21 protein-coding genes are annotated in these 19295 nt (G+C 31.4%); 14 read left to right on the top strand and 7 right to left on the bottom strand.

From position 1 onward, the window contains the following. Positions 1-7: 7 nt before the first annotated feature. From KK2020170_RS06040 to KK2020170_RS06065, 6 genes are read right to left on the bottom strand one after another with little or no spacing between them, the layout of a single operon-like run. Positions 8-742, bottom strand: coding sequence for an ABC transporter ATP-binding protein (locus tag KK2020170_RS06040; protein WP_072784666.1), 735 nt, complete (start codon positions 740-742; stop codon positions 8-10). A gap of 12 nt (positions 743-754) precedes the next feature. Further along, a complete protein-coding gene (locus KK2020170_RS06045; RefSeq protein WP_072784471.1) occupies positions 755-1651 on the bottom strand; it encodes an ABC transporter ATP-binding protein in 897 nt (298 codons plus the stop codon). Positions 1652-1654: 3 nt separating this feature from the next. Further along, the gene (locus KK2020170_RS06050) at positions 1655-2023 is read right to left on the bottom strand and encodes a cupin domain-containing protein (RefSeq protein ID WP_227658661.1); all 369 of its coding nucleotides are present in this window, start codon (positions 2021-2023) and stop codon (positions 1655-1657) included. Between the two features lie 14 nt (positions 2024-2037). Next, the gene (locus KK2020170_RS06055; RefSeq protein WP_072784473.1) at positions 2038-2916 is read right to left on the bottom strand and encodes an HlyD family secretion protein; all 879 of its coding nucleotides are present in this window, start codon (positions 2914-2916) and stop codon (positions 2038-2040) included. Positions 2917-2927: 11 nt separating this feature from the next. Then, complete coding sequence (locus tag KK2020170_RS06060) at positions 2928-4181, bottom strand: TolC family protein (RefSeq protein WP_227658662.1); 1254 nt, start codon at positions 4179-4181, stop codon at positions 2928-2930. Then, on the bottom strand, positions 4168-4770 hold the full coding sequence (locus tag KK2020170_RS06065; RefSeq protein ID WP_072784477.1) for a TetR/AcrR family transcriptional regulator: 603 nt from the start codon (positions 4768-4770) through the stop codon (positions 4168-4170). The genes KK2020170_RS06060 and KK2020170_RS06065 overlap by 14 nt, the downstream gene beginning before the upstream one ends. Before the next feature lie 163 nt (positions 4771-4933). Here KK2020170_RS06065 and nirK point away from each other — a divergent pair, with 163 nt between their 5' ends. From nirK to KK2020170_RS06085, 4 genes are read left to right on the top strand one after another with little or no spacing between them, the layout of a single operon-like run. Continuing rightward, positions 4934-6397, top strand: coding sequence for a copper-containing nitrite reductase (gene nirK / locus KK2020170_RS06070; protein WP_221259921.1), 1464 nt, complete (start codon positions 4934-4936; stop codon positions 6395-6397). A gap of 20 nt (positions 6398-6417) precedes the next feature. Continuing rightward, positions 6418-7200 carry a formylglycine-generating enzyme family protein gene (locus tag KK2020170_RS06075; RefSeq protein WP_072784480.1) on the top strand — a complete coding sequence of 261 codons (783 nt, stop codon included), beginning with the start codon at positions 6418-6420 and terminating at the stop codon, positions 7198-7200. 9 nt (positions 7201-7209) lie between these two features. After that, entirely contained in the window at positions 7210-7812 is a 603-nt protein-coding gene (locus tag KK2020170_RS06080; RefSeq protein WP_221259922.1) for an SCO family protein, read from the top strand. 6 nt (positions 7813-7818) lie between these two features. Beyond that, entirely contained in the window at positions 7819-9087 is a 1269-nt protein-coding gene (locus tag KK2020170_RS06085; RefSeq protein WP_221259923.1) for an alginate export family protein, read from the top strand. An 85-nt stretch (positions 9088-9172) separates the two neighbouring features. On the opposite strand, the gene ric is transcribed toward KK2020170_RS06085, so the two are convergent. Continuing rightward, positions 9173-9895, bottom strand: a complete 723-nt coding sequence (ric, locus tag KK2020170_RS06090; RefSeq protein WP_221259924.1) for an iron-sulfur cluster repair di-iron protein — start codon at positions 9893-9895, stop codon at positions 9173-9175. 157 nt (positions 9896-10052) lie between these two features. On the opposite strand from ric, the gene KK2020170_RS06095 reads away from it, so the two are divergent. The 10 genes from KK2020170_RS06095 (at position 10053) to KK2020170_RS06140 (ending at position 19246) form a co-directional block, all read left to right on the top strand. Next, a complete protein-coding gene (locus KK2020170_RS06095; RefSeq protein WP_072784487.1) occupies positions 10053-10484 on the top strand; it encodes a c-type cytochrome in 432 nt (143 codons plus the stop codon). Positions 10485-10505: 21 nt separating this feature from the next. Next, on the top strand, positions 10506-11840 hold the full coding sequence (locus KK2020170_RS06100; RefSeq protein WP_072784489.1) for a cbb3-type cytochrome c oxidase subunit I: 1335 nt from the start codon (positions 10506-10508) through the stop codon (positions 11838-11840). A gap of 114 nt (positions 11841-11954) precedes the next feature. Continuing rightward, positions 11955-12740: a CbbQ/NirQ/NorQ/GpvN family protein gene (locus tag KK2020170_RS06105; protein ID WP_072784490.1), complete on the top strand. Its 786-nt coding sequence runs from the start codon at positions 11955-11957 to the stop codon at positions 12738-12740. 11 nt (positions 12741-12751) lie between these two features. Further along, on the top strand, positions 12752-14518 hold the full coding sequence (locus tag KK2020170_RS06110) for a nitric oxide reductase activation protein NorD (protein ID WP_072784492.1): 1767 nt from the start codon (positions 12752-12754) through the stop codon (positions 14516-14518). A gap of 1 nt (position 14519) precedes the next feature. Then, the gene (locus KK2020170_RS06115; RefSeq protein WP_221259925.1) at positions 14520-15488 is read left to right on the top strand and encodes a DUF438 domain-containing protein; all 969 of its coding nucleotides are present in this window, start codon (positions 14520-14522) and stop codon (positions 15486-15488) included. Then, positions 15479-16051: a cytochrome c oxidase subunit 3 gene (locus KK2020170_RS06120; protein ID WP_072784494.1), complete on the top strand. Its 573-nt coding sequence runs from the start codon at positions 15479-15481 to the stop codon at positions 16049-16051. The genes KK2020170_RS06115 and KK2020170_RS06120 overlap by 10 nt, the downstream gene beginning before the upstream one ends. Positions 16052-16061: 10 nt before the next feature. Beyond that, a complete protein-coding gene (locus KK2020170_RS06125; RefSeq protein ID WP_084656955.1) occupies positions 16062-16301 on the top strand; it encodes a cytochrome C oxidase subunit IV family protein in 240 nt (79 codons plus the stop codon). A gap of 100 nt (positions 16302-16401) precedes the next feature. Further along, entirely contained in the window at positions 16402-18219 is a 1818-nt protein-coding gene (locus KK2020170_RS06130) for a hypothetical protein (protein ID WP_221259926.1), read from the top strand. Then, entirely contained in the window at positions 18200-18628 is a 429-nt protein-coding gene (locus KK2020170_RS06135) for an OsmC family protein (RefSeq protein WP_072784498.1), read from the top strand. Before KK2020170_RS06130 ends, KK2020170_RS06135 begins: the two co-directional genes overlap by 20 nt. 132 nt (positions 18629-18760) lie before the next feature. Further along, positions 18761-19246, top strand: coding sequence for a c-type cytochrome (locus KK2020170_RS06140; protein ID WP_072784500.1), 486 nt, complete (start codon positions 18761-18763; stop codon positions 19244-19246). Positions 19247-19295: the final 49 nt, after the last annotated feature.

Consider the following 19295-nt stretch of genomic DNA (forward strand, 5'->3'; position numbering starts at 1 on the left):
TATTTAATTATTCTATGTTACGAGCCAACTTTAAAAACACTTCATTCATAGATTCAACACCAAATTGTTTTTTCAAATTCTTTGGCGAATCTAAAGCTTCAATAACACCTTCAACCATTATCGAAACTCGATTACAATATTCGGCTTCATCCATGTAATGTGTTGTAACAAAAATGGTTGTTCCTTTATGAGCTTCGGCATAAATTAATTCCCAAAATTGTCTTCTCGTAATTGGATCAACGCCTCCTGTAGGTTCATCTAAAAAAACAATTTTAGGTTCGTGTAATAGTGCAACCGAAAACGCTAATTTCTGTTTCCAACCTAATGGCAAATCGCCAACTTTAGTTTTTGTGATATTTCCCAATTGGAGATTTTCAATTAAAGTTTCTGTTTTTAATTTAATTTGATTTTTTGATAAACCATAAATACCACCAAAAAATGTAATGTTTTCTTGTACCGATAAATCGTCATAAAGTGAAAATTTCTGGCTCATATAACCAATACTTTTTTTCACCAATTCACTTTGTGATTGCACATTATAACCTGCAACAATTGCGTTACCACTTGTAGGATTTGAAATACCAATTAGCATTTTCATAGCCGTAGTTTTTCCAGCACCATTTGCACCTAAAAATCCAAATATTTCGCCTTTGTTTACGTGAAAAGAAATACTTTTTACAGCTGTAAAATCTCCAAACTTTTTGGTTAGGTTTTCTACTTCTATGATTTTTTGTTGGTTCATTGTCTGTTCCATTTATAAATCCATAAAAACATCTTCAATACTTGTTTTTGCTTTTTGAATGGTAATATTTTGATGCCCTTTTTCGGCTAAATAACTCATTAAGTTTTCAATTTTAAATAAATCGCCTTTATCAGTATAATGAACAAATTCACCAAAAGCATACACGCTATAACTTGATGGAAATGCTTTTAAATCTTCAATTAATTGATACATCGTATCTGATTTTACTTCGTAAATTGCTTTTTCATACGAATTCACAATGTTTTCAGGCGAATCTATTTTTAATATTTTTCCTTCTTGAATTAAAGCAATTCTATCACACAAAGCGGCTTCATCCATATAAGGAGTAGATACTAAAATTGTAATTCCTTTTTGTTTTAATCGCTTGAGCATTTCCCAAAATTCCTTTCTCGAAACAGGATCAACTCCAGTTGTAGGTTCGTCTAAAAACAAAACTTTAGGTTTATGAATCAAGGCGCAGCATAATGCCAATTTTTGTTTCATTCCACCTGATAAGGCTCCAGCTCTTCTATTTTTAAAAGGTTCAATCTGCACATAAATATCTTCGATTAAATCGTAATTTTCTTCTACAGTTGTACCAAAAATGGTTGCAAAAAACTCTAAATTTTCTGCTATGGTTAAATCTTGATATAAAGAGAATTTACCTGGCATATAACCTACAGCATTTCTAATTTCTTTTACATTTTTTATAATGTCATATTCGGCTACTGTTGCATTTCCTTCATTAGGAATAAGTAAAGTAGTGAGTAAACGAAAAAGAGTAGTTTTGCCCGCTCCATCTGGACCAATTAATCCAAAGAGTTCCCCTTCATTTACTTCAAAACTAATGTTTTGTAGCGCCTGAACCTCTTTGTAACTTTTGGATATATTTTGAACCGAAATACTCATAAATTATTTTATCAATAAAAAATTACTTTTTTCATGTGCATCTACCCAATGTTTTACATTTACAGGAATATTGAAATAATCTCCCGATTGTAATTGAACAGATGTTCCATTTTCGTCATTATAAGTAGCATTTCCATTTACACATACTAACAAAGCTGGAACTTTTGTTATGTGTTCTTTTAATTGTTCGTTTTTAGCAATTTGCAATGAAATCACTTTAGCTTCACTTGGTTGAAACAATAGGTTTGTTTGAACAGCTTTATCTTCGGTATGTAAGTTGTTTAAGTTCATAGTTGTTGATTTTGAATTTGTTTTGGTTGATTTGCATCCAATTGCAATAGATAACATTGCGATAAATAATACTTTTTTCATTCTGAATCTAATTATTAATTAAGCCATACTTCAGCTGGCATTCCTATTTTTAAACTTCCGTCGTTTTTTACTTTTACTTTTACAGCGTAAACTAAATTGGTTCTTTCTTCTTTGGTTTGAATTACTTTTGGTGTAAACTCGGCTTGCGAACTTATCCAAGAGATTGTTCCGTTGTAGGATTTTGTGCTATCATTAGAATCGATAACAATTTTTACATGCTGACCAATTTTTATTTGTGGTAACTGTGTCTCTGAAAAATACACACGAAGCTCCATTTCATTAAGATTGGCAATTTTATAAAGTGGTTTTCCAAAGGCCGTAATTTCTGATGCTTCGGCATATTTTGTTAAAACTGTTCCGTCAATTGGATTAATAACTTGCGATTTTTTTATCTGGTCTTCTAATTTTGCAATTTGAACTTCAATAGATTTGACTTCATTTAAAATAGGTGCATTTTGCGTTTGAACACTATTAATTTGTTTGTTGATTACATTAACTTTTCCTTCAATTTCATCTACTTGTCTTTTTGTTGCTGCATTTTCGTTGAACATGTTTAAAATTCTATTCTGTTCAATTTTAGCGGTTTTTAATTGTTCGTTTAAAACAGATATTTGTGATAAAACCGAAGCTGATTTGGATTGAACCGTTGCTATAGAAGCTTTAAGTTGTTCTTTATTAAAATGCAATTGAAGCGTATCGATTAAAGCTACAACTTGACCTTTTTTGATTTCATTTCCTTCTTCAATATTTAAAAACTCAATTTTACCGTTTGCTTCAGAGGAAACGGTAACTTCGGTAGTTTCAAAATTTCCGTATGCATCAGCATTTTCGTTGTTTTTATTACAACTTGACAATACTATTGAAACAAAAATTATTTTTATGAATGTTTTCATTTTATGTCGATTTAATTTCCTTTAATAATTTGATAATTCGCTTTTGCCAATTCTAATTGAACTTTATGTGTTTGTTCGTTGATTTTAGCTTCAAAAAGTTGAGTAACTTCATTCAAATAATCTGATGAAGTAATAACACCATTTTTCATTTGCGCTTCGGCTGAAAGAACAATTTTTTCTCGTAATTGAATAATCTCAGCATCACTTATAATTTGTTGCTCAATTCGCTCTATTTCAAAATTAACTTCTTGTAATTGGCTATTGATATTTAATTCAAAAGTTTCTTTTTCGGTTTCAATTAGTTGTTTTGAAATCTCTAAAGCCTCTTTTTCTTTTTTGGTTTTATTCCAATCGAATAATGTCCAGTTTAATCGAATTCCAGCCATGTAAAAAGTTTCAAATGAATTATTCAACATATTTAAAGCAGGATTTCCATAGCCACCTTGTGCAAAAGCATTCACTTTTGGGTAATTAGTTTTAGAAATAAGGCTTTTATTCGCATCTATTTGTTGATTTTGCAATTCAAATAATTTGTATTCTGGACGACTACCTTCTTGACTTATAATTGATTTTTCTACTACTAATACAGTATCTTCATTAAAGTTTGAATCAGTTAATTTATTTAGATAATTGAAGAGTTTTAATTTTTCGTATCGAATATCGTTAGATTGCTGATTAATTTTAATAATCTCAGCTTCAATTACTTGTTCAGAAGAAGGCAAAACGGCATCAAACTTAACAGCCGCTTGAATTTCTTTAATTTTCTCGAGAAGTAATACTTTTTTTGCCGTTACTAATTCTTGTTTTTTCTGTAACAATAAGATTCCAAAATAATATTGATTTACAACACTTTTCAATTGATATAATGTAACTTTTACCTGTTGCTGTTGCGTTTTGGTTTGTGCTGTTTTTAAATTAGTTTGCGCTTCTATAACATTTCCGTTATAAATAAGTTGGTTCACATCTAAAGTTGCACGATATTGATCTTTGTTTAGTGGTTCAATTGTAGCGTTGGGTAAAGAAAAAGGAACTTGAGTAACTTCCGATTGATAAGTAGCTTGAGCATTTAACGAAATTTTTGGTAATTTATCTTTATTAAAAGCTTCTGTTTGAACTTCAAGCTGATTTGCTAAAATTGAATTTTGTTTCGCTAATGGATAATTAGTTTCCACCAATTGATAACATTTTTCTAATGTCAATTGCTCTTGAGCAGTAACTATTTGGAAAAGAAAAAAACTTATTATTACTATTTTATACTTCATCATTTTTAATTGCCATAATTATTTGATTACTTATATGTTTTTTACGTTCAATCATTAGATATTTAAAATCTTCTTCTGTTAGCTGTAACATGCCTTTTACTAAACCTTGTGCTGCAAATGAGAAAATTGTCATGGAGAAAATATCTAATAATAATTGTTTAGGATTGATTGGTTTTATTATTCCCAATTCAATTTCTTTTTCAATTTGAGCGATAAGTTTAATAGGATTAGGTCGGTTTTCAACATTTAAAAACTTAGATACAAATTCACTATTATTATTCATTTCTTGGACAATGAATTGTGGTAAAAATGGATATTCAAGAACAAAATTGATGTAGCTTTGTGTAAACTTTTCAATCTTAGCAAAAACTGAATCTTCAGAGTTAAAAATAATATTAACCTGTGGTGCCAATTTTCCAAAAGCATTTAAGAATACGGCTTCAAATAGTTTTTCTTTGCTTCGAAAGAAATAATGAAGCATGGCTTTATTAATCTCAGCTTCATCAGCTATTTCTTGCATTCTTGCACCACTAAACCCTTTTCTTTGAAAAACTTTAAATGCAGCTTCGAATATTTTTTCTTCAGTTGACATAAATTAACTTTTTAGATTAACCAAATGGTTAACAAAGATAGGAACTTTATTATAAAACTTTTTTTATTTAGAAAAGTTTAACATTTTTTTTCAAAAATGATATAAATCATATTAAAAGACATTTTTGTCCTTTAAATTTGTTGTATCAATAATTCTAAAAAAAATGAAATCAAATTTAAAATTTTTCGTAATGAGTGCATTGTTAGCATTTGTTGTTTCGTGCAAGAAGGATCAAACATTAAAATTGACTCCTGTAGATATGAAAGTAAACGGAGAGATGGTAGCAGAATTAACAGCCCCACCATTTGTACCTAAACCTGTGGGAAACAGACCTGCTAAAAAGCTAATTGTTAAAATGGAAATTAAAGAGCAAGAAGGTGAAATGTCAGACGGTGTTAAGTATGTTTACTGGACTTTCGGCGGAAGCGTTCCTGGTAGCTTTATTAGAACAAGAGTTGGTGACGAGGTAGAGTTTACACTAAGTAATCATCCTGATAATAAGTTACCGCACAATATCGATTTACACGCAGTAACAGGTCCTGGTGGTGGAGCAACATCTTCATTAGTAGCGCCAGGTCAAGAAAAAACATTTAATTTTAAATGTATTAATCCTGGTTTATATGTGTATCATTGTGCCACAGCTCCAGTTGGAATGCACATAGCAAATGGTATGTATGGTTTAATTTTAGTTGAACCAGAAGGTGGTTTACCTCCTGTAGATAAAGAATATTATGTAATGCAAGGAGATTTTTACACTAAAGGAAAGTATGGAGAACCAGGTATGCAACCTTTTGACATGACAAAAGCGGTTGATGAACACCCAGATTATGTTGTATTTAATGGTAAAGTTGGGGCTTTAACAGGTGATGGGGCTTTAACAGCAAAAAAAGGAGAAACGGTTAGGCTATACATGGGTAATGGTGGTCCAAATATTGTGTCTTCGTTCCACGTTATTGGAGAAATATTTGATAAAGTACATGTTGAAGGAGGTGATTTAATTAATGAAAACGTTCAAACCACTTTAATTCCTGCAGGAGGCGCTACAATAGTTGAGTTTAAGGTAGATGTACCTGGTACTTTTATATTAGTTGATCATTCAATTTTCAGAGCATTTAATAAAGGTGCTTTAGGAATGTTAAAAGTTGAAGGTGATGAAGACAAAAAAATCTATTCAGGAACAACTCAGGAAGGTATATATCATCCAGAAGGAGGAACTATTCAAAATATGCCTTCGGTTAATGGTAAAGAAATTATTGTAGCCAAAACTTTAGAACAACAAATTGCAGATGGTAAAAATATTTATGGCAGAACTTGTTTTGCTTGTCACCAATCTGAAGGACAAGGAATACCAGGTGCTTTCCCTCCTTTAGCAAAATCAGATTATTTAAATTCTGATTCCAATCGAGCAATTAGTGCTGTTTTACACGGATTAACAGGAGAAATAACTGTAAATGGAAACAAATTTAATTCGGTAATGACTAGTCAAAATTTAACTGACCAAGAAATTTCCGATGTATTAACTTATGTGTATAATAGTTGGGGTAATAATAAAACGAATGTAACTCCAGAAATGGTTAAAACTGAAAGAGCGAAACCAGTTAAAAAAGCTAAAGATATTCACGAATAATGAACTAAAATTATAGAGAGATGGAATTACATAATTTAAAAAAATATCTTTACGCCCTTTTATTATTCTGTTCTTCTGTCTCTTTTTCTCAAAAAAACAACAATAAAATGGTACAAATAAATGAAGGCACATTTATACCATTATATGGTTCAACAGAAGACAAAACAGTTAAGGTAAATACTTTTTTAATTGATATTTATCCAGTTACCAACAAAGATTATTTAGAATTTGTAAAAACTAATCCAACTTATTCGAAATCCCAAATAAAACGATTATTTGCAGATTCAAATTATTTGTATCAATGGAAAAATGATTTTGATTTTGGAGTTTTAAATCCAAATGCACCGGTTACAAATATTTCGTGGTTTGCAGCAAAAAAATATTGCGAATGTCAAGATAAAAGATTGGTTACACTAGACGAATGGGAATATGTTGCCATGGCAGATGAAAAACGAAAAGACGCTCGCCCACGAGAAGAATTTAATGAATACATTTTAAGTTGGTACGAAAAAAACAACTCTTCAAATCAAGCTGTAGGAAGTACTTTTAAAAATTACTGGGGCGTTTATGATATGCACGGACTAATTTGGGAATGGACATTTGATTTTAATAGCATTTTTCTTTCGGGAGAATCTAGAAAAGATAAAGATACCGACAAAAATTTGTTTTGCGGCAGCGGTTCTGTAAATGCAACTGATTTAATGAATTATGCCGCATTTATGCGCTATGCTTTTAGAGGCAGCATAAAAGCAAATTATACCACAAAAAACTTAGGTTTTAGGTGCGCTAAAACAATAAATTAACTATTAACAATGAGAAAAATTATCATATTACTCGTTACTTTTTGCATTTTTGTAAGTTGTAAAAAAGACCATCAATCTCAAGAAATAAAAAATGGTGTTGAAATTGAAAAACAAATCTCAGATATGTCTATTTACAATTTACCCGAAAACTGGACAAATCAAAATGGCGAAAATATAGAATTAAAAGATTATAAAGGAAACGTTCTTGTAATGGTAATGATATATACATCATGCAAAGCAGCTTGTCCAAGATTAGTAGCCGATATGCGAAACATTGAAGAGCAAATTAGTACTGAACTAAAACAAAATGTAAAGTTTATTTTAGTAAGTATTGATCCAGAAGTTGACACTCCAGAGCGTTTAAAAGAATTTTCAATTGAGAATAAAATGACAGATGATCATTGGGTTTTTCTTAGTTCAAATGAAAATCAAACTAGAGAATTTGCAGCTGTTTTAGCGGTGAATTATAAAAAAATTTCACCTATAGATTTTTCTCATTCAAATATTATAAGTGTATTTAATAAAGAAGGAGAAATGGTTTATCAACAAGAAGGATTAGGCGTTAGCTATGATAAAACTGTTGAAACAATAATAGCAGAAGCTAAAAAATAATTTAATATGAAGAACATATATAGAATTGTATTCAGTTTATTCTTTTTAAATATGTCTATGATTTCATTTGCCCAAGAATTTGACGCAAGTATACAATTTAGACCAAGATATGAATACAGAAATGGATATAAAGAATTAATACCAGATAATGAATTACCCACATCTTTTATCTCGCAACGTTCTAGATTAAACTTAAATTTTAAGCACGAAAAATTATCGGCAAATATAAAACTTCAAAATGTTAGAGTTTGGGGCGATGTTAAAACTACCACTACTTCCGATAAAAACGGTGTTATGCTATTTGAAGCTTGGGGACAATACGATTTCAATTCAAATTGGAGCGCACGTTTTGGTAGACAAGTTATAAGTTACGACAATCAAAGAATTTTAGGCGAAATAGATTGGGCTCAACAAGGACAAAGTCATGATGCACTTGTGGTTTCATACAAAAAAAATAAAATGAAATTAGATATAGGTACGGCGCTAAATGCCGATGCCGAAAATTTGTATCGCGATTTGTACACTACTAATTATAAAAACTTGCAATATGCTTGGTTTCATACAGTTGTAAAAGATTTTCAAGTAAGTCTTTTAGCTTTAAACACAGGTTTTCAATATGAAGATGCTGTAACCAATGAATTAGAAACTGATTATTTGCAAACTTTTGGAACATTTTTAAAATATAAAAAGAGTAAGTTTAATACCGATTTAAGTTTCTATACACAAACAGGAAAATCGTCAAGTAATACTGTATTTGCTTACAATGTTGACTTAAATATGAAATATAATTTTACAGCAAAGTTTAGCACTAGTTTAGGTTATGAAATACTTTCTGGAAAAGCTCAAAACGATTCTAGCAACAAAGTAAAATCGTTCGCACCACTTTTTGGAACAAACCACGGATTTAATGGATATATGGATTATTTTTATGTAGGAAATCATAAAAATTCTGTAGGATTGCAAGACCTTTATTTGAAATTGAATTATACAGCTAAAAATTGGAAATTTAGTTTAATTCCACATGTATTTATGACGGCGGCAGATGCTATTGAACCTTTAAATGTAACTCAAACTATGGATTCTTATTTGGGAACCGAAATAGATTTTACAACATCATATCAATTGCATAAAAACGTTGGATTAACTGCGGGATATTCACATATGTTTGCAACCAAAACTATGGAAGTTTTAAAATCAGGAAATAGAAACAATAATAATAATTGGGCTTGGGTAATGCTTTCATTTAACCCTCAAATTCTATCATTTTCTAAATAATTCAATGTTTTATTAATTCAAAAAGGAGATTATTTTCATAATCTCCTTTTCTTTTTTGACAACATAGTTGTCACCAACCTAAAAACTAATTAAACTTTGATTGTAAATCAATCGCCTTTGGAAATAAAATGTTATTTTCAAGATGAATATGAGTATGTAAATCTTGTTCAAACTCTTCTAACATTTGGAAAGTAACTTTATATGTGCTGCAAGCATCTGCAGGTGGATTATAATTATTTGATAGAGCTTTAATTTTTTCATAACGCTCCCCTTCATTTTCATGTTCATGTTTCATCATAGCAATTGGATTTTCAACAGAACCAAAACCAGGCATTTCAAGCGTAGTATTTTTTTTATTTGCTGAAACCATATTCTTTATAAATGGGAAAAGAATTAATTCTTCTTTTTTCATATGTTGAGCTAATTCTCCTGCTCCTTGATAAAAAAGTTTATTAATTTCAAATAATTCAGGATGTTTTGTACCATGCACTTTTGTAAGTTTGTCTAAAAACGCTAACAATACAGGCGTTTTTTCTTCTACATAACGATGGTGTTTTTTCTCAATATAATCAATTAACAAATCTAATTCCCATGATTTAAAATCAATTTCTTGATTGTTAATGTTTGCCGTCACACGTTCTAATTCGTCCAAAAGCGCATATTTATCGATCCCTTTTTTTGTACATACTTCATCTATTGTTCTATTTCCTTTACAGCAAAAATCAATACCTAATTGACTAAAAACACCTGCTGTTCTAAAATCATTAGCTACAATATCTCCTATAGTTTTATTATTATCTATTACCATATTTTTTATTTATATAAGATTAAAGGACAAAATTATCTTTAATTATTTTGTTTATCTATGATTCAAATCATATTAAAAATTATTTAATGATGTTTATTTTGCAATAAATAAAAAAGGATAAAAATATCCTTCATAATTTCTAACTAACACCTAAAATATGTTATCAAAATCACAAGCACGAGCATTTTTTTTAGGAGGAACTGTAGTAACCTTTTTAGTCTTTATAGGCTTAACCGTTTATTCGTTCATGCCTAAAAATGATCAAACTTATCATGATAAGATTGATGCAAAAGTTATTCGAGGAAAGGAAATTTGGGAATCGAATAATTGTATGGGTTGTCATACCATACTTGGGGAAGGAGGCTATTATGCTCCTGAACTTACAAAAGTAATCGAACGTCGAGGCGAAGGTTATGTAAAAGCAGTTTTACAATCACCTGTACCGTGGGCACCGAAAGGACGAAAAATGGTAAAATATCAAATGAACGATGCCGATGCAGAAGCTATGATTGCTTACTTTAAATGGATTGGTAATATAGATTTGAATGGTTTCGACCGTGTAGTATCACCTTTAGCGAAAGATAAATAATAATCCAAAAAATATAGAAAGATGAAATATAAATCACAAAAAGTAGCGTATTGGTTCTTTGGATTGTGTATGTTATTATTTGCATTACAAATTATCTACGGTTTTATAATGGGCTTTGCCCGTATTGGAATGGATGGTCTTCACGATTTTATACCGTTCAATACAGCGAGAGCCGTTCACACAAATTTATTAGTAGTTTGGTTGTTAACTGGTTTTATGGGGGCAGCTTATTACATTATTCCTGAAGAAGCACAACGCGAATTAATCAGCGTAAAATGGGCGTATGTTCAGTTAATTTCCTTAGCTGTTGTTGGTGTTTTAGCCATCGTTGGCTATCATTTTAATATTTGGGAAGGAAGAAAATTTCTTGAGATTCCAAGAGAATTAGACTTTTTAGTTGTCGTAAATGTACTATTGTTTTTAGGACTAATTTTAGGGACACTCTTTAAAGCAGAAAGACGAACAACAACTGCTTTAGTACTCTCAATGGGATTGCTTTTTGCAGCCTTGTTGTATTTACCAGGAATGATTTGGTTCGATAGCCAAGTAACCGATTCATTTTTTCGTTGGTGGGTAGTTCACTTGTGGGTAGAAGGTGTATGGGAATTGATTATGGGCGGTATTTTATCGTACTTATTAATCAAATTAACCGGAGTTGACCGTGAGGTTATTGAAAAATGGTTATATGTAATTGTAGGTTTAACTTTCCTTTCAGGTTTATTAGGAACAGGACATCACTATTATTATATCGGAGTAAACAAAATTTGGTTAATTGTCGGTGGAATCTTTTCGGCATTAGAACCGTTAGCATTCTTAGCAATGGCATTATTTGCAGTATATATGTATAGAAAAGGTGAAAAATCGCATCCAAATAAAATTGCTTTATTCTGGACAATTGGTGCTTCAATTGTATCTTTCATTGGAGCTGGATTATTAGGATTTGCGCATACTTTACCACAAACAAATATTTATACACACGGAACATTAGTAACCGCTATGCACGGACACTATGCGTTTTGGGGAGCTTATGCTATGATTGTTTTAGCAATTATTAGTTATGCACTTCCAAATATAACAGGGCGTAAATTATACGATAGCACAAGAGGTCATATGGCATTTTGGTTGTCAAATATCGGAATGTTAGGAATGACTGTAGCCTTTGGTGTTGCTGGTGTTGCTCAAGTATACATGGAACGTAAAATGAAAATGGATTTCATGGATGTACAAAACGAAATCAGTATTCACTTTGTAGTATTGTTGCTTTGTGCCACATTATTTACAACCGGAATTACCTTATACATCTTAGAGTTTATCAAATATGGTAAACCTACAGATGAAGCTCTAGTAAAAGAATAGTAAAGGTTAGTTTTTAATCTTTGATTAGCGTTTAATAACTAACCCTGCCGAAACCAATTGCCCAGAGTTGTCACTGCCCGCTTTTGGTTTCGGTTTTTTTAAAAATAAATTGCCATGAAAGTAGCTGAAAAAACCATTTTTTACAAAGCAGTTTGCTCTGAAATTGAAATTTTTAATCAAATCAACCAATTGCGATTGCCTTTATTATTGAAAGGACCAACAGGCTCTGGAAAATCTCGATTTATCGAATATATGGCAAATGAAGTTAACAAAACATTAGTCACTGTAAGTTGTCACGAGGAAACTTCTGCAACCGATTTAATAGGACGTTTTATTATTAAAGGAAGTGAAACGGTTTGGATTGACGGACCATTATCTATCGCTGTAAAAAACGGTTATATTTTATATCTAGATGAAGTTGCCGAAGCACGTCCAGATGTTATTGTAGCCATTCACTCTTTAACCGATCATAGAAGGGAACTTTTTATTGATAAATTAGGTGAAACCATTAGGGCACATTCTGATTTTCTACTAGTAGCCTCTTTCAATCCAGGATATCAAAAAGGTTTTAAAGAATTAAAACCTTCAACACGTCAGCGTTTTGTTGCGCTTTCATTCGATTATCCAAAGCCTAAAATTGAAGCAGAAATTTTAGTGAATGAAACAGGAATTCAAGCAGATATTGCTCAAAAATTAGTCGCAATCGGAACTAAAATCAGAAATCTTACCGAATTAGGGCTAACCGAAACCGTTTCCACTCGATTATTAGTGGACGCCGCGAAACTTATCAATAACGGATTACCAAAACGATTAGCCGTTCACGTTGCCGTTGTTGAACCTTTAACAGATGAGCAAGAAACCATTCAAGCTTTAAACGATTTGTGCGATTTAATGATTTAAAGATTTGAGATATGGGCTTAGAATTAGACGAGATTATCTATAAAAGAGTACTCAAGTACTTTAAAAATAAACGACTCAATGATGCCGAAATTCTGAGCCGTCAAATCAACTTATCTGATATCAAACCGCGATTGACTCTTTTTGCAAGAGCGATTTGTGGTGCGCCAATCGAAATTTTTCCAGCCGAACGAGAAGGTGGTTATAAAAACAAAAACTTCTTTCTTCCAATAAATTGTTCGCTTTTTCCAACAAAAGAGGAAAATCTGAAATTTTATTTTTTCAGAACGGTGTATTTGAGTATTCAGAAACAACTGAATTTGAATTGGGATAACCAAGATAATTCACCAGAACTTTCTTTGGAAAAAGCCTTTGAAACAGCGCCATTAGTCATTGGTGAAATGTTTGAAAAATATCCATCCATGCAAGAGTTTTATTATGATGCGGTTCCAAAATTACCCGTTAATAAAAAAGACCAATCCATTGATTATTCTTGGCTGTACGGAAAATGGATGAAAAACACTCAAGAAATTGAAGATGAAAATGTGTTACAAAACTTTGATGACAATACTAAGAAAATAAAAAATAATGTTGTAGCCGAAACTACGCTTCATGCAAAAGCTGTTGAAGAAATTGAGTCGCTTACTATTGACAAAAAACAACAAGAAGATTATGTGCTTATGCACAGTTTCGAGAAAATTGAAACTGCAGAAGAATTCAACGGAAATTGGCGCGATTTTGATGGAAAAGATGATTTAAAAGATCATCAAGAAGCCTTGGAAGAAATGAACATGAAGTTTACGGTTCGGGTTGATGATATGGTGCATTCTGTATATCAAGCAGATTTTGTTGAAAACACTTCTATAGCCGAAAGTGCTGAAATAGATGAAAAGGGTTTTCATTTAAAATACGACGAGTGGGATTTTAAAAAACGAAAATACTTAACAGATTTCTGTAAAGTATATCCGAAAACCCAACTTAAAACACATTCGCCTTATTATAAAAACACGATGGCGAAGTACAAAACCACTTTAAATGGTTTACGAAAAATGCTGACCAGTGTCAATAATAAAATGCAGCAACAACGAAGACAATCACAAGGTGACGCTTTCGATTTAGATGCATTAACCGATTTATATACCGACATTCATTCTGGAAAATCGCCAGACGAACGCATTTATTTATCTCAAAGAAAGAAAGATAAAGACCTTACTATTTTGGTTTTGCTAGATATTAGTCTTTCAAGCGATGGTTATGCCGCAGGAAATCGTGTGATTGATGTAGAAAAAGAAGTTTCCATTTTATTTGGGGAAATCCTGCACGAGTTCGATATCGATTTTGCTATTGACGGATTTTATTCCAAAACTAGAAATTTCACAACTTATCTCACTTTGAAAGATTTCAACGAAAGTTGGAACAAAGCCAAACATAAAATCGGAGCTGTTGAGCCTAATGGATATACTCGAATTGGTCCCGCTTTACGTCACGCTGGAGCAAGAATGGATCAATTGGATGCTAAAAATAAATGGATTATCGTGCTTTCCGATGGAAAACCAAACGATTACGATAAATACGAAGGACAACATGGCATTCAAGATATTAAACAAGCATTACGAGAATTGAACGAGCGAAAAATTAATTCGTATGCCTTAGCTATTGAAGCACAAGCCAAATATTATTTACCGCAAATGTTCGGTCAAAATCATTATCAAATACTAACATCTCCCGTAGCTTTACTAAAATCATTAGTAAAACTATATGAGAAAATCAAACATCAATAAAATGTCAACATCAGAAACACATACAAAAGTGATTGAAGGACATCCTATTCATACTTATTTTGTAGAAACCGATTTGATTCATCAATTATTAGAAGAATTAAATAGTATTAATCCAAAAGAAGAATTTCAGAAATTTTATAACATTTTCAATCATTTAGCAACTGTTGAAAGACGATTTGAACGAAAAGAAAATCAATTATTTCCGTTTTTAGAACAAAAAGGCTGGACAGGACCTTCTCGAAATATGTGGTCGTTTCACGATACGATTAGAGAAATGTTTCGAATTGTTAGAAAAAATTTAGAAGACCAAGATTTTACTTCAGCCAAGCATAATACCAATTTGATTTCTCAAAATTTATATCGTCTATTAGAAGTAGAAGAAAACGTTTTATTTCCGAATGCTTTAGAAATGTTATCAGATGAAGATTGGATAAAAATGCGAAAAGGTGAAGACGAAATTGGTTGGATGTTGACAGAAACTCCACCAAAATTTCCAAAAGAATCAGAATACATTCATCCTTCTCAAAATACAGAATGCAGAACCGATGTGGTTTTCAACGAAAACGCAACGCATTACGATGAAGGCTTTATGACTGTTGAACAAGTGAACTTACTATTCAAAACATTACCAATTGATTTAACGTATGTAGATGAAAACGATAAAGTAATTTTCTACAATCGCGGTGAAGAACGTGTTTTTCCGAGAAGTGCTGGAATTATTGGTAGAGAAGTTCGTTTTTGTCATCCGCCTAAAAGTGTGGATACTGTTTTGCAAATTTTAGAAGCGTTTAGAAAAGGCGAACAAAACGAAGCTTCTTTCTGGATTAACTACAAAGAGCGTCTGATTTACATTCGTTATTTCGCAGTTCATGATGCTCAGAAACATTACAAAGGCGTAATCGAAATGTCACAAGATATTACCGACATCAAGCAAATTAATGGAGAAAAAAGATTGTTAGAATGGAGATAAAAGAAAAATCAATATACTATCCGCCAGGGGGCATTTTAATTTGGATTATTACTTATTTGGAGCTTATCACTTTCGGAATGGCAATTTTAGCATTAGCGTATTACGGTTCAGAAGAGCGTGAATTATTTCATAACAGTAGTTTAAAACTGAATAAAAAAATTGGAACAATAAATACGATTTTGTTGTTAACTAGTGGTTTTTTTGTAGCCAAAGGAATTCATTTTTTTAAAGCCGCTAATATCAAAAAGACGTTGTTTTATTTCAATTGTGCAATGGTTGGAGGTCTTGGATTTTTAGTTTTAAAATCATTTGAATATTACGAAAAATTAGACGCCGGATTACACATGGATTACAATTCGTTTTTTAGATTTTATTGGCTATTAACGGGTTTTCATTTTATACATGTAGTTGTTGGATTGGTAATTTTATTAGTAATTACGTTTTCCATTAGAAAAAAACAAACAGAAGCAACCTTTGAAAACATCGAAGCTAGCGCCAGTTTTTGGCACATGTGCGATTTAATTTGGTTGCTTTTATTTCCAGTACTTTATTTACTTTTTTAAATGATAGATTATGAAAGATACAATTTCTTCTACGTTTATTTTGTTGTTGGCACTAACTGTAATTGCTGCTTTTTTAGCATTAAATGTAAGTGCAGAGATTATGGCAACAACGGTTGTGACTTTAGCTTTAATTAAGTTTTGGTTGGTAGCTTTTCAATTTATGGAATTAAAAAAAGCGCATCCTTTTTGGAAATATATGATTTTAGGTTTTGGTAGTTTAATGATGATAATTTTGATCATTTTACTTTAATGTTTTGAGTGATGATAATAATCATATATCAAACTAACTAATTTAATTCTATTTGTAATTGGTTTTTATTAAGTAGATAGAAATTAACAATTAAAACAATATGACTTTACAACAAAACGTACACACTTTTCACATTCCTGTTATGGGATTGGCTTTTACTATTGATAGTCCAATACGTGTGGCACAATACGGAATTGATTCTGTAATTTCGATTATGGATGACGATTTGATTGAAAAAATGACTGCTTTTTATGCTAAAAAATTCAAGCAACCTTATGAAGAAATCTCGCAAAAAGTAGAAGATTTTAGAGCGATAAGAATTACCAATTATTTGAATTTACTCGATACAGTTGTTACTCAAAAGTTCGAAAGTTTCAAATCTGAATTAATTGAAAAAAGAACCCAATTAGAAGATTTCATCGCCATTTTGCCAACAACATCAGAATTGAAACTCAAATTAGAACATTTAATCGATTCAAGAAAAAACAATATGGTGGAATTAAAAACAATTCTTGACCATCATTTTGCACCAGGAAGTATCGATGTGAATATCATGACTAAAATTGATAAAGATAATTTTAGTGAAGACGAACAATTGCCAGTAATTTATAACGATGCGCATGCCGCTTTACGAGGTTTTGTAAACAGTACCACAAATTCATCGATAGTTTTTTCTGCCGGAATGAACCCAAGATTGTATAGTTACATGGAAACTTTCGATGCATTTTACCCCAATGCAAACGGACAATTTCAAAAGAAAATCATTTTGAAAGTAAGCGATTTTCGTTCGGCAATGATTCAAGGAAATTTTCTAGCTAAAAAAGGACTTTGGGTTTCTGAATATCGAATCGAATCGGGACTAAATTGTGGTGGTCACGCTTTTGCCACGGATGGATTTTTATTAGGTCCAATTTTAGAAGAATTCAAAAACAAAAAAGACGAGTTGATTCAATCGGCTTATTTGCTATTGATAAATGCTTTAACTTCAAAAAATAAGGAAGTACCAAACGAACCACCTATTTTAAAAATTACAGTTCAAGGTGGCGTAGGAACAGCAGAGGAACATCAGTTTTTATTAGACCATTATCAAGTGGATGCTGTAGGTTGGGGCTCACCATTTCTTTTAGTTCCAGAAGCTACTTCAGTTGATGCTGAAACTAGAAAATTATTGGCTGATGCGAAAGAAAAAGATTTGTATTTGAGTAACATTTCGCCTTTGGGAGTTCCGTTCAATACGATTAAAGGCATGACAAATGATTTCTTTAAAAGCCAACGCATCGCTTCGGGAAAAGCAGGAAGTTCTTGTCCAAAGAAGTATTTAGCGTTAAGTAAAGAATACAAAAAAGAAGGCACTTGTACCGCATCTAAAAAACATCAAGATAAGAAAATAGAAGAATTAGAAGCAAAACGCAATAGCATTACGTTCGAAGTTTACAACAAAGAATATAATTCAATTACAGAAAAATCATGTTTGTGTGTGGGATTAGCAAATGCAAGTCTTATCGAATTAGGAATTCCAATTAAGGGTCAAGCACAAGGCGTTGTGATTTGTCCTGGTCCAAATATGGCTTATTTTTCTAGAGAATTTTCATTGAAAGAGATGATTCAGCACATTTACGGCAAGAAGGAAATCGAAAAAAATACCAATAGACCTAATATGTTTGTGAAAGAATTAGGTTTGTATGTTTCCTATTTGTCCAACCAAATTAATGATGCTTTCGAAATAACACCCCAACAAATAAAAAAATGGGAGGCTTTTCAAAATAATTTAATTCAAGGGATTTCGTATTATGAAAGCTTGTTCAAAAATAAATTCATTCAAAGCGCAAACGAGATACAGAATGATCTTTTGGTTTTAAAAGAGAAATTAAATAATTTACAATTAAACACATTTAAATATGGAAAAGCATCAATATAATTTAGATTTAGAGTGGATTGGAGAGCGCAAAGGAGTACTTTCATCTCCTGAATTTTCATCTACAATTGAAGTAGTAACACCGCCAGAATTCGATAAAGGAATTGCTGGATTTTGGTCGCCAGAACATTTATTTACTGCAGCAGTTCAAAGTTGTTTTATGACTACTTTTTTAGCAATTGCCGATTTTTCAAAATTAGAAGTTTTAAATTTTAACTGTAAAGCAACAGGTATTCTAGAAAAAGTTGAAGATAAATTTCTCATGACAGAAGTAATTTTAGAGCCTTCACTAAAATTAAAAAACAATGAAGAAAAAGAAAAGGCTAATAAAATCATCGCAAAAGCAGAAAAGGCATGTCTTATTTCTAATTCAATATTAACAAATGTTATTTTAAAAGAAACAAAATTCTAAATTCAATTTCTTTTACTGTTTTAAACCTTCAATAATTACATTGAAGGTTTTTGTGTTTATGATTGTAATCATACCACAATTTGTTTAATTAAAGGAACTTTGTATTATAATTTATTAAAATCAAATTCAATTATGAACAAATTAGTATTATTAGCATTAACGTTTGCAATGTTTATTGCTTGTGGTAAAAAAGAAAATCAAGATGATTTTTCAAAACCAGCTGCATCAGAATCTAATGAAACAACTACTGAGACAAATTCTTCTTCTGATTATGATCCACATCGAGGAGAAGGGAAATTTGAAAATGTAGACTTAGGCACTGGTTTAAATGGTGCAATGGCAGATGCTGGACAAAAAGTGGCTGAAGTTAAATGTACTTCATGTCATAAATTAACAGAAGAGAAATTAGTTGGACCAGGTTGGAAAGGAGTAACTGAAAGAAGAAAACCAGAATGGATTATGAACTTTATCACAAACCCCGACCCAATGATAGACAAAGATCCAGAATTACAAGCTCAATTAGAAATTTGTTTAGTAAGAATGCCTAATCAAGGTGTTGGTGATGATGAAGCAAGACAAATTTTAGAATTTATGCGTAAAAATGATGGCGTAAATTAAAACTAACAATTTATTGTAATTGTAAATTGGGTGAAAGCGGTTTACAATT

This window comes from Flavobacterium okayamense (assembly GCF_019702945.1).
GTDB classification, from domain to species: Bacteria; Bacteroidota; Bacteroidia; order Flavobacteriales; family Flavobacteriaceae; genus Flavobacterium; species Flavobacterium okayamense.

Coding starts and splice junctions, on each gene's coding strand:
- KK2020170_RS06040 (WP_072784666.1), bottom strand. CDS start 742: ATGAACCAACAAAAAATCATAGAAGTAGAAAACCTAACCAAAAAGTTT.
- KK2020170_RS06045 (WP_072784471.1), bottom strand. CDS start 1,651: ATGAGTATTTCGGTTCAAAATATATCCAAAAGTTACAAAGAGGTTCAG.
- KK2020170_RS06050 (WP_227658661.1), bottom strand. CDS start 2,023: ATGAAAAAAGTATTATTTATCGCAATGTTATCTATTGCAATTGGATGC.
- KK2020170_RS06055 (WP_072784473.1), bottom strand. CDS start 2,916: ATGAAAACATTCATAAAAATAATTTTTGTTTCAATAGTATTGTCAAGT.
- KK2020170_RS06060 (WP_227658662.1), bottom strand. CDS start 4,181: ATGATGAAGTATAAAATAGTAATAATAAGTTTTTTTCTTTTCCAAATA.
- KK2020170_RS06065 (WP_072784477.1), bottom strand. CDS start 4,770: ATGTCAACTGAAGAAAAAATATTCGAAGCTGCATTTAAAGTTTTTCAA.
- nirK (WP_221259921.1), top strand. CDS start 4,934: ATGAAATCAAATTTAAAATTTTTCGTAATGAGTGCATTGTTAGCATTT.
- KK2020170_RS06075 (WP_072784480.1), top strand. CDS start 6,418: ATGGAATTACATAATTTAAAAAAATATCTTTACGCCCTTTTATTATTC.
- KK2020170_RS06080 (WP_221259922.1), top strand. CDS start 7,210: ATGAGAAAAATTATCATATTACTCGTTACTTTTTGCATTTTTGTAAGT.
- KK2020170_RS06085 (WP_221259923.1), top strand. CDS start 7,819: ATGAAGAACATATATAGAATTGTATTCAGTTTATTCTTTTTAAATATG.
- ric (WP_221259924.1), bottom strand. CDS start 9,895: ATGGTAATAGATAATAATAAAACTATAGGAGATATTGTAGCTAATGAT.
- KK2020170_RS06095 (WP_072784487.1), top strand. CDS start 10,053: ATGTTATCAAAATCACAAGCACGAGCATTTTTTTTAGGAGGAACTGTA.
- KK2020170_RS06100 (WP_072784489.1), top strand. CDS start 10,506: ATGAAATATAAATCACAAAAAGTAGCGTATTGGTTCTTTGGATTGTGT.
- KK2020170_RS06105 (WP_072784490.1), top strand. CDS start 11,955: ATGAAAGTAGCTGAAAAAACCATTTTTTACAAAGCAGTTTGCTCTGAA.
- KK2020170_RS06110 (WP_072784492.1), top strand. CDS start 12,752: ATGGGCTTAGAATTAGACGAGATTATCTATAAAAGAGTACTCAAGTAC.
- KK2020170_RS06115 (WP_221259925.1), top strand. CDS start 14,520: ATGTCAACATCAGAAACACATACAAAAGTGATTGAAGGACATCCTATT.
- KK2020170_RS06120 (WP_072784494.1), top strand. CDS start 15,479: ATGGAGATAAAAGAAAAATCAATATACTATCCGCCAGGGGGCATTTTA.
- KK2020170_RS06125 (WP_084656955.1), top strand. CDS start 16,062: ATGAAAGATACAATTTCTTCTACGTTTATTTTGTTGTTGGCACTAACT.
- KK2020170_RS06130 (WP_221259926.1), top strand. CDS start 16,402: ATGACTTTACAACAAAACGTACACACTTTTCACATTCCTGTTATGGGA.
- KK2020170_RS06135 (WP_072784498.1), top strand. CDS start 18,200: ATGGAAAAGCATCAATATAATTTAGATTTAGAGTGGATTGGAGAGCGC.
- KK2020170_RS06140 (WP_072784500.1), top strand. CDS start 18,761: ATGAACAAATTAGTATTATTAGCATTAACGTTTGCAATGTTTATTGCT.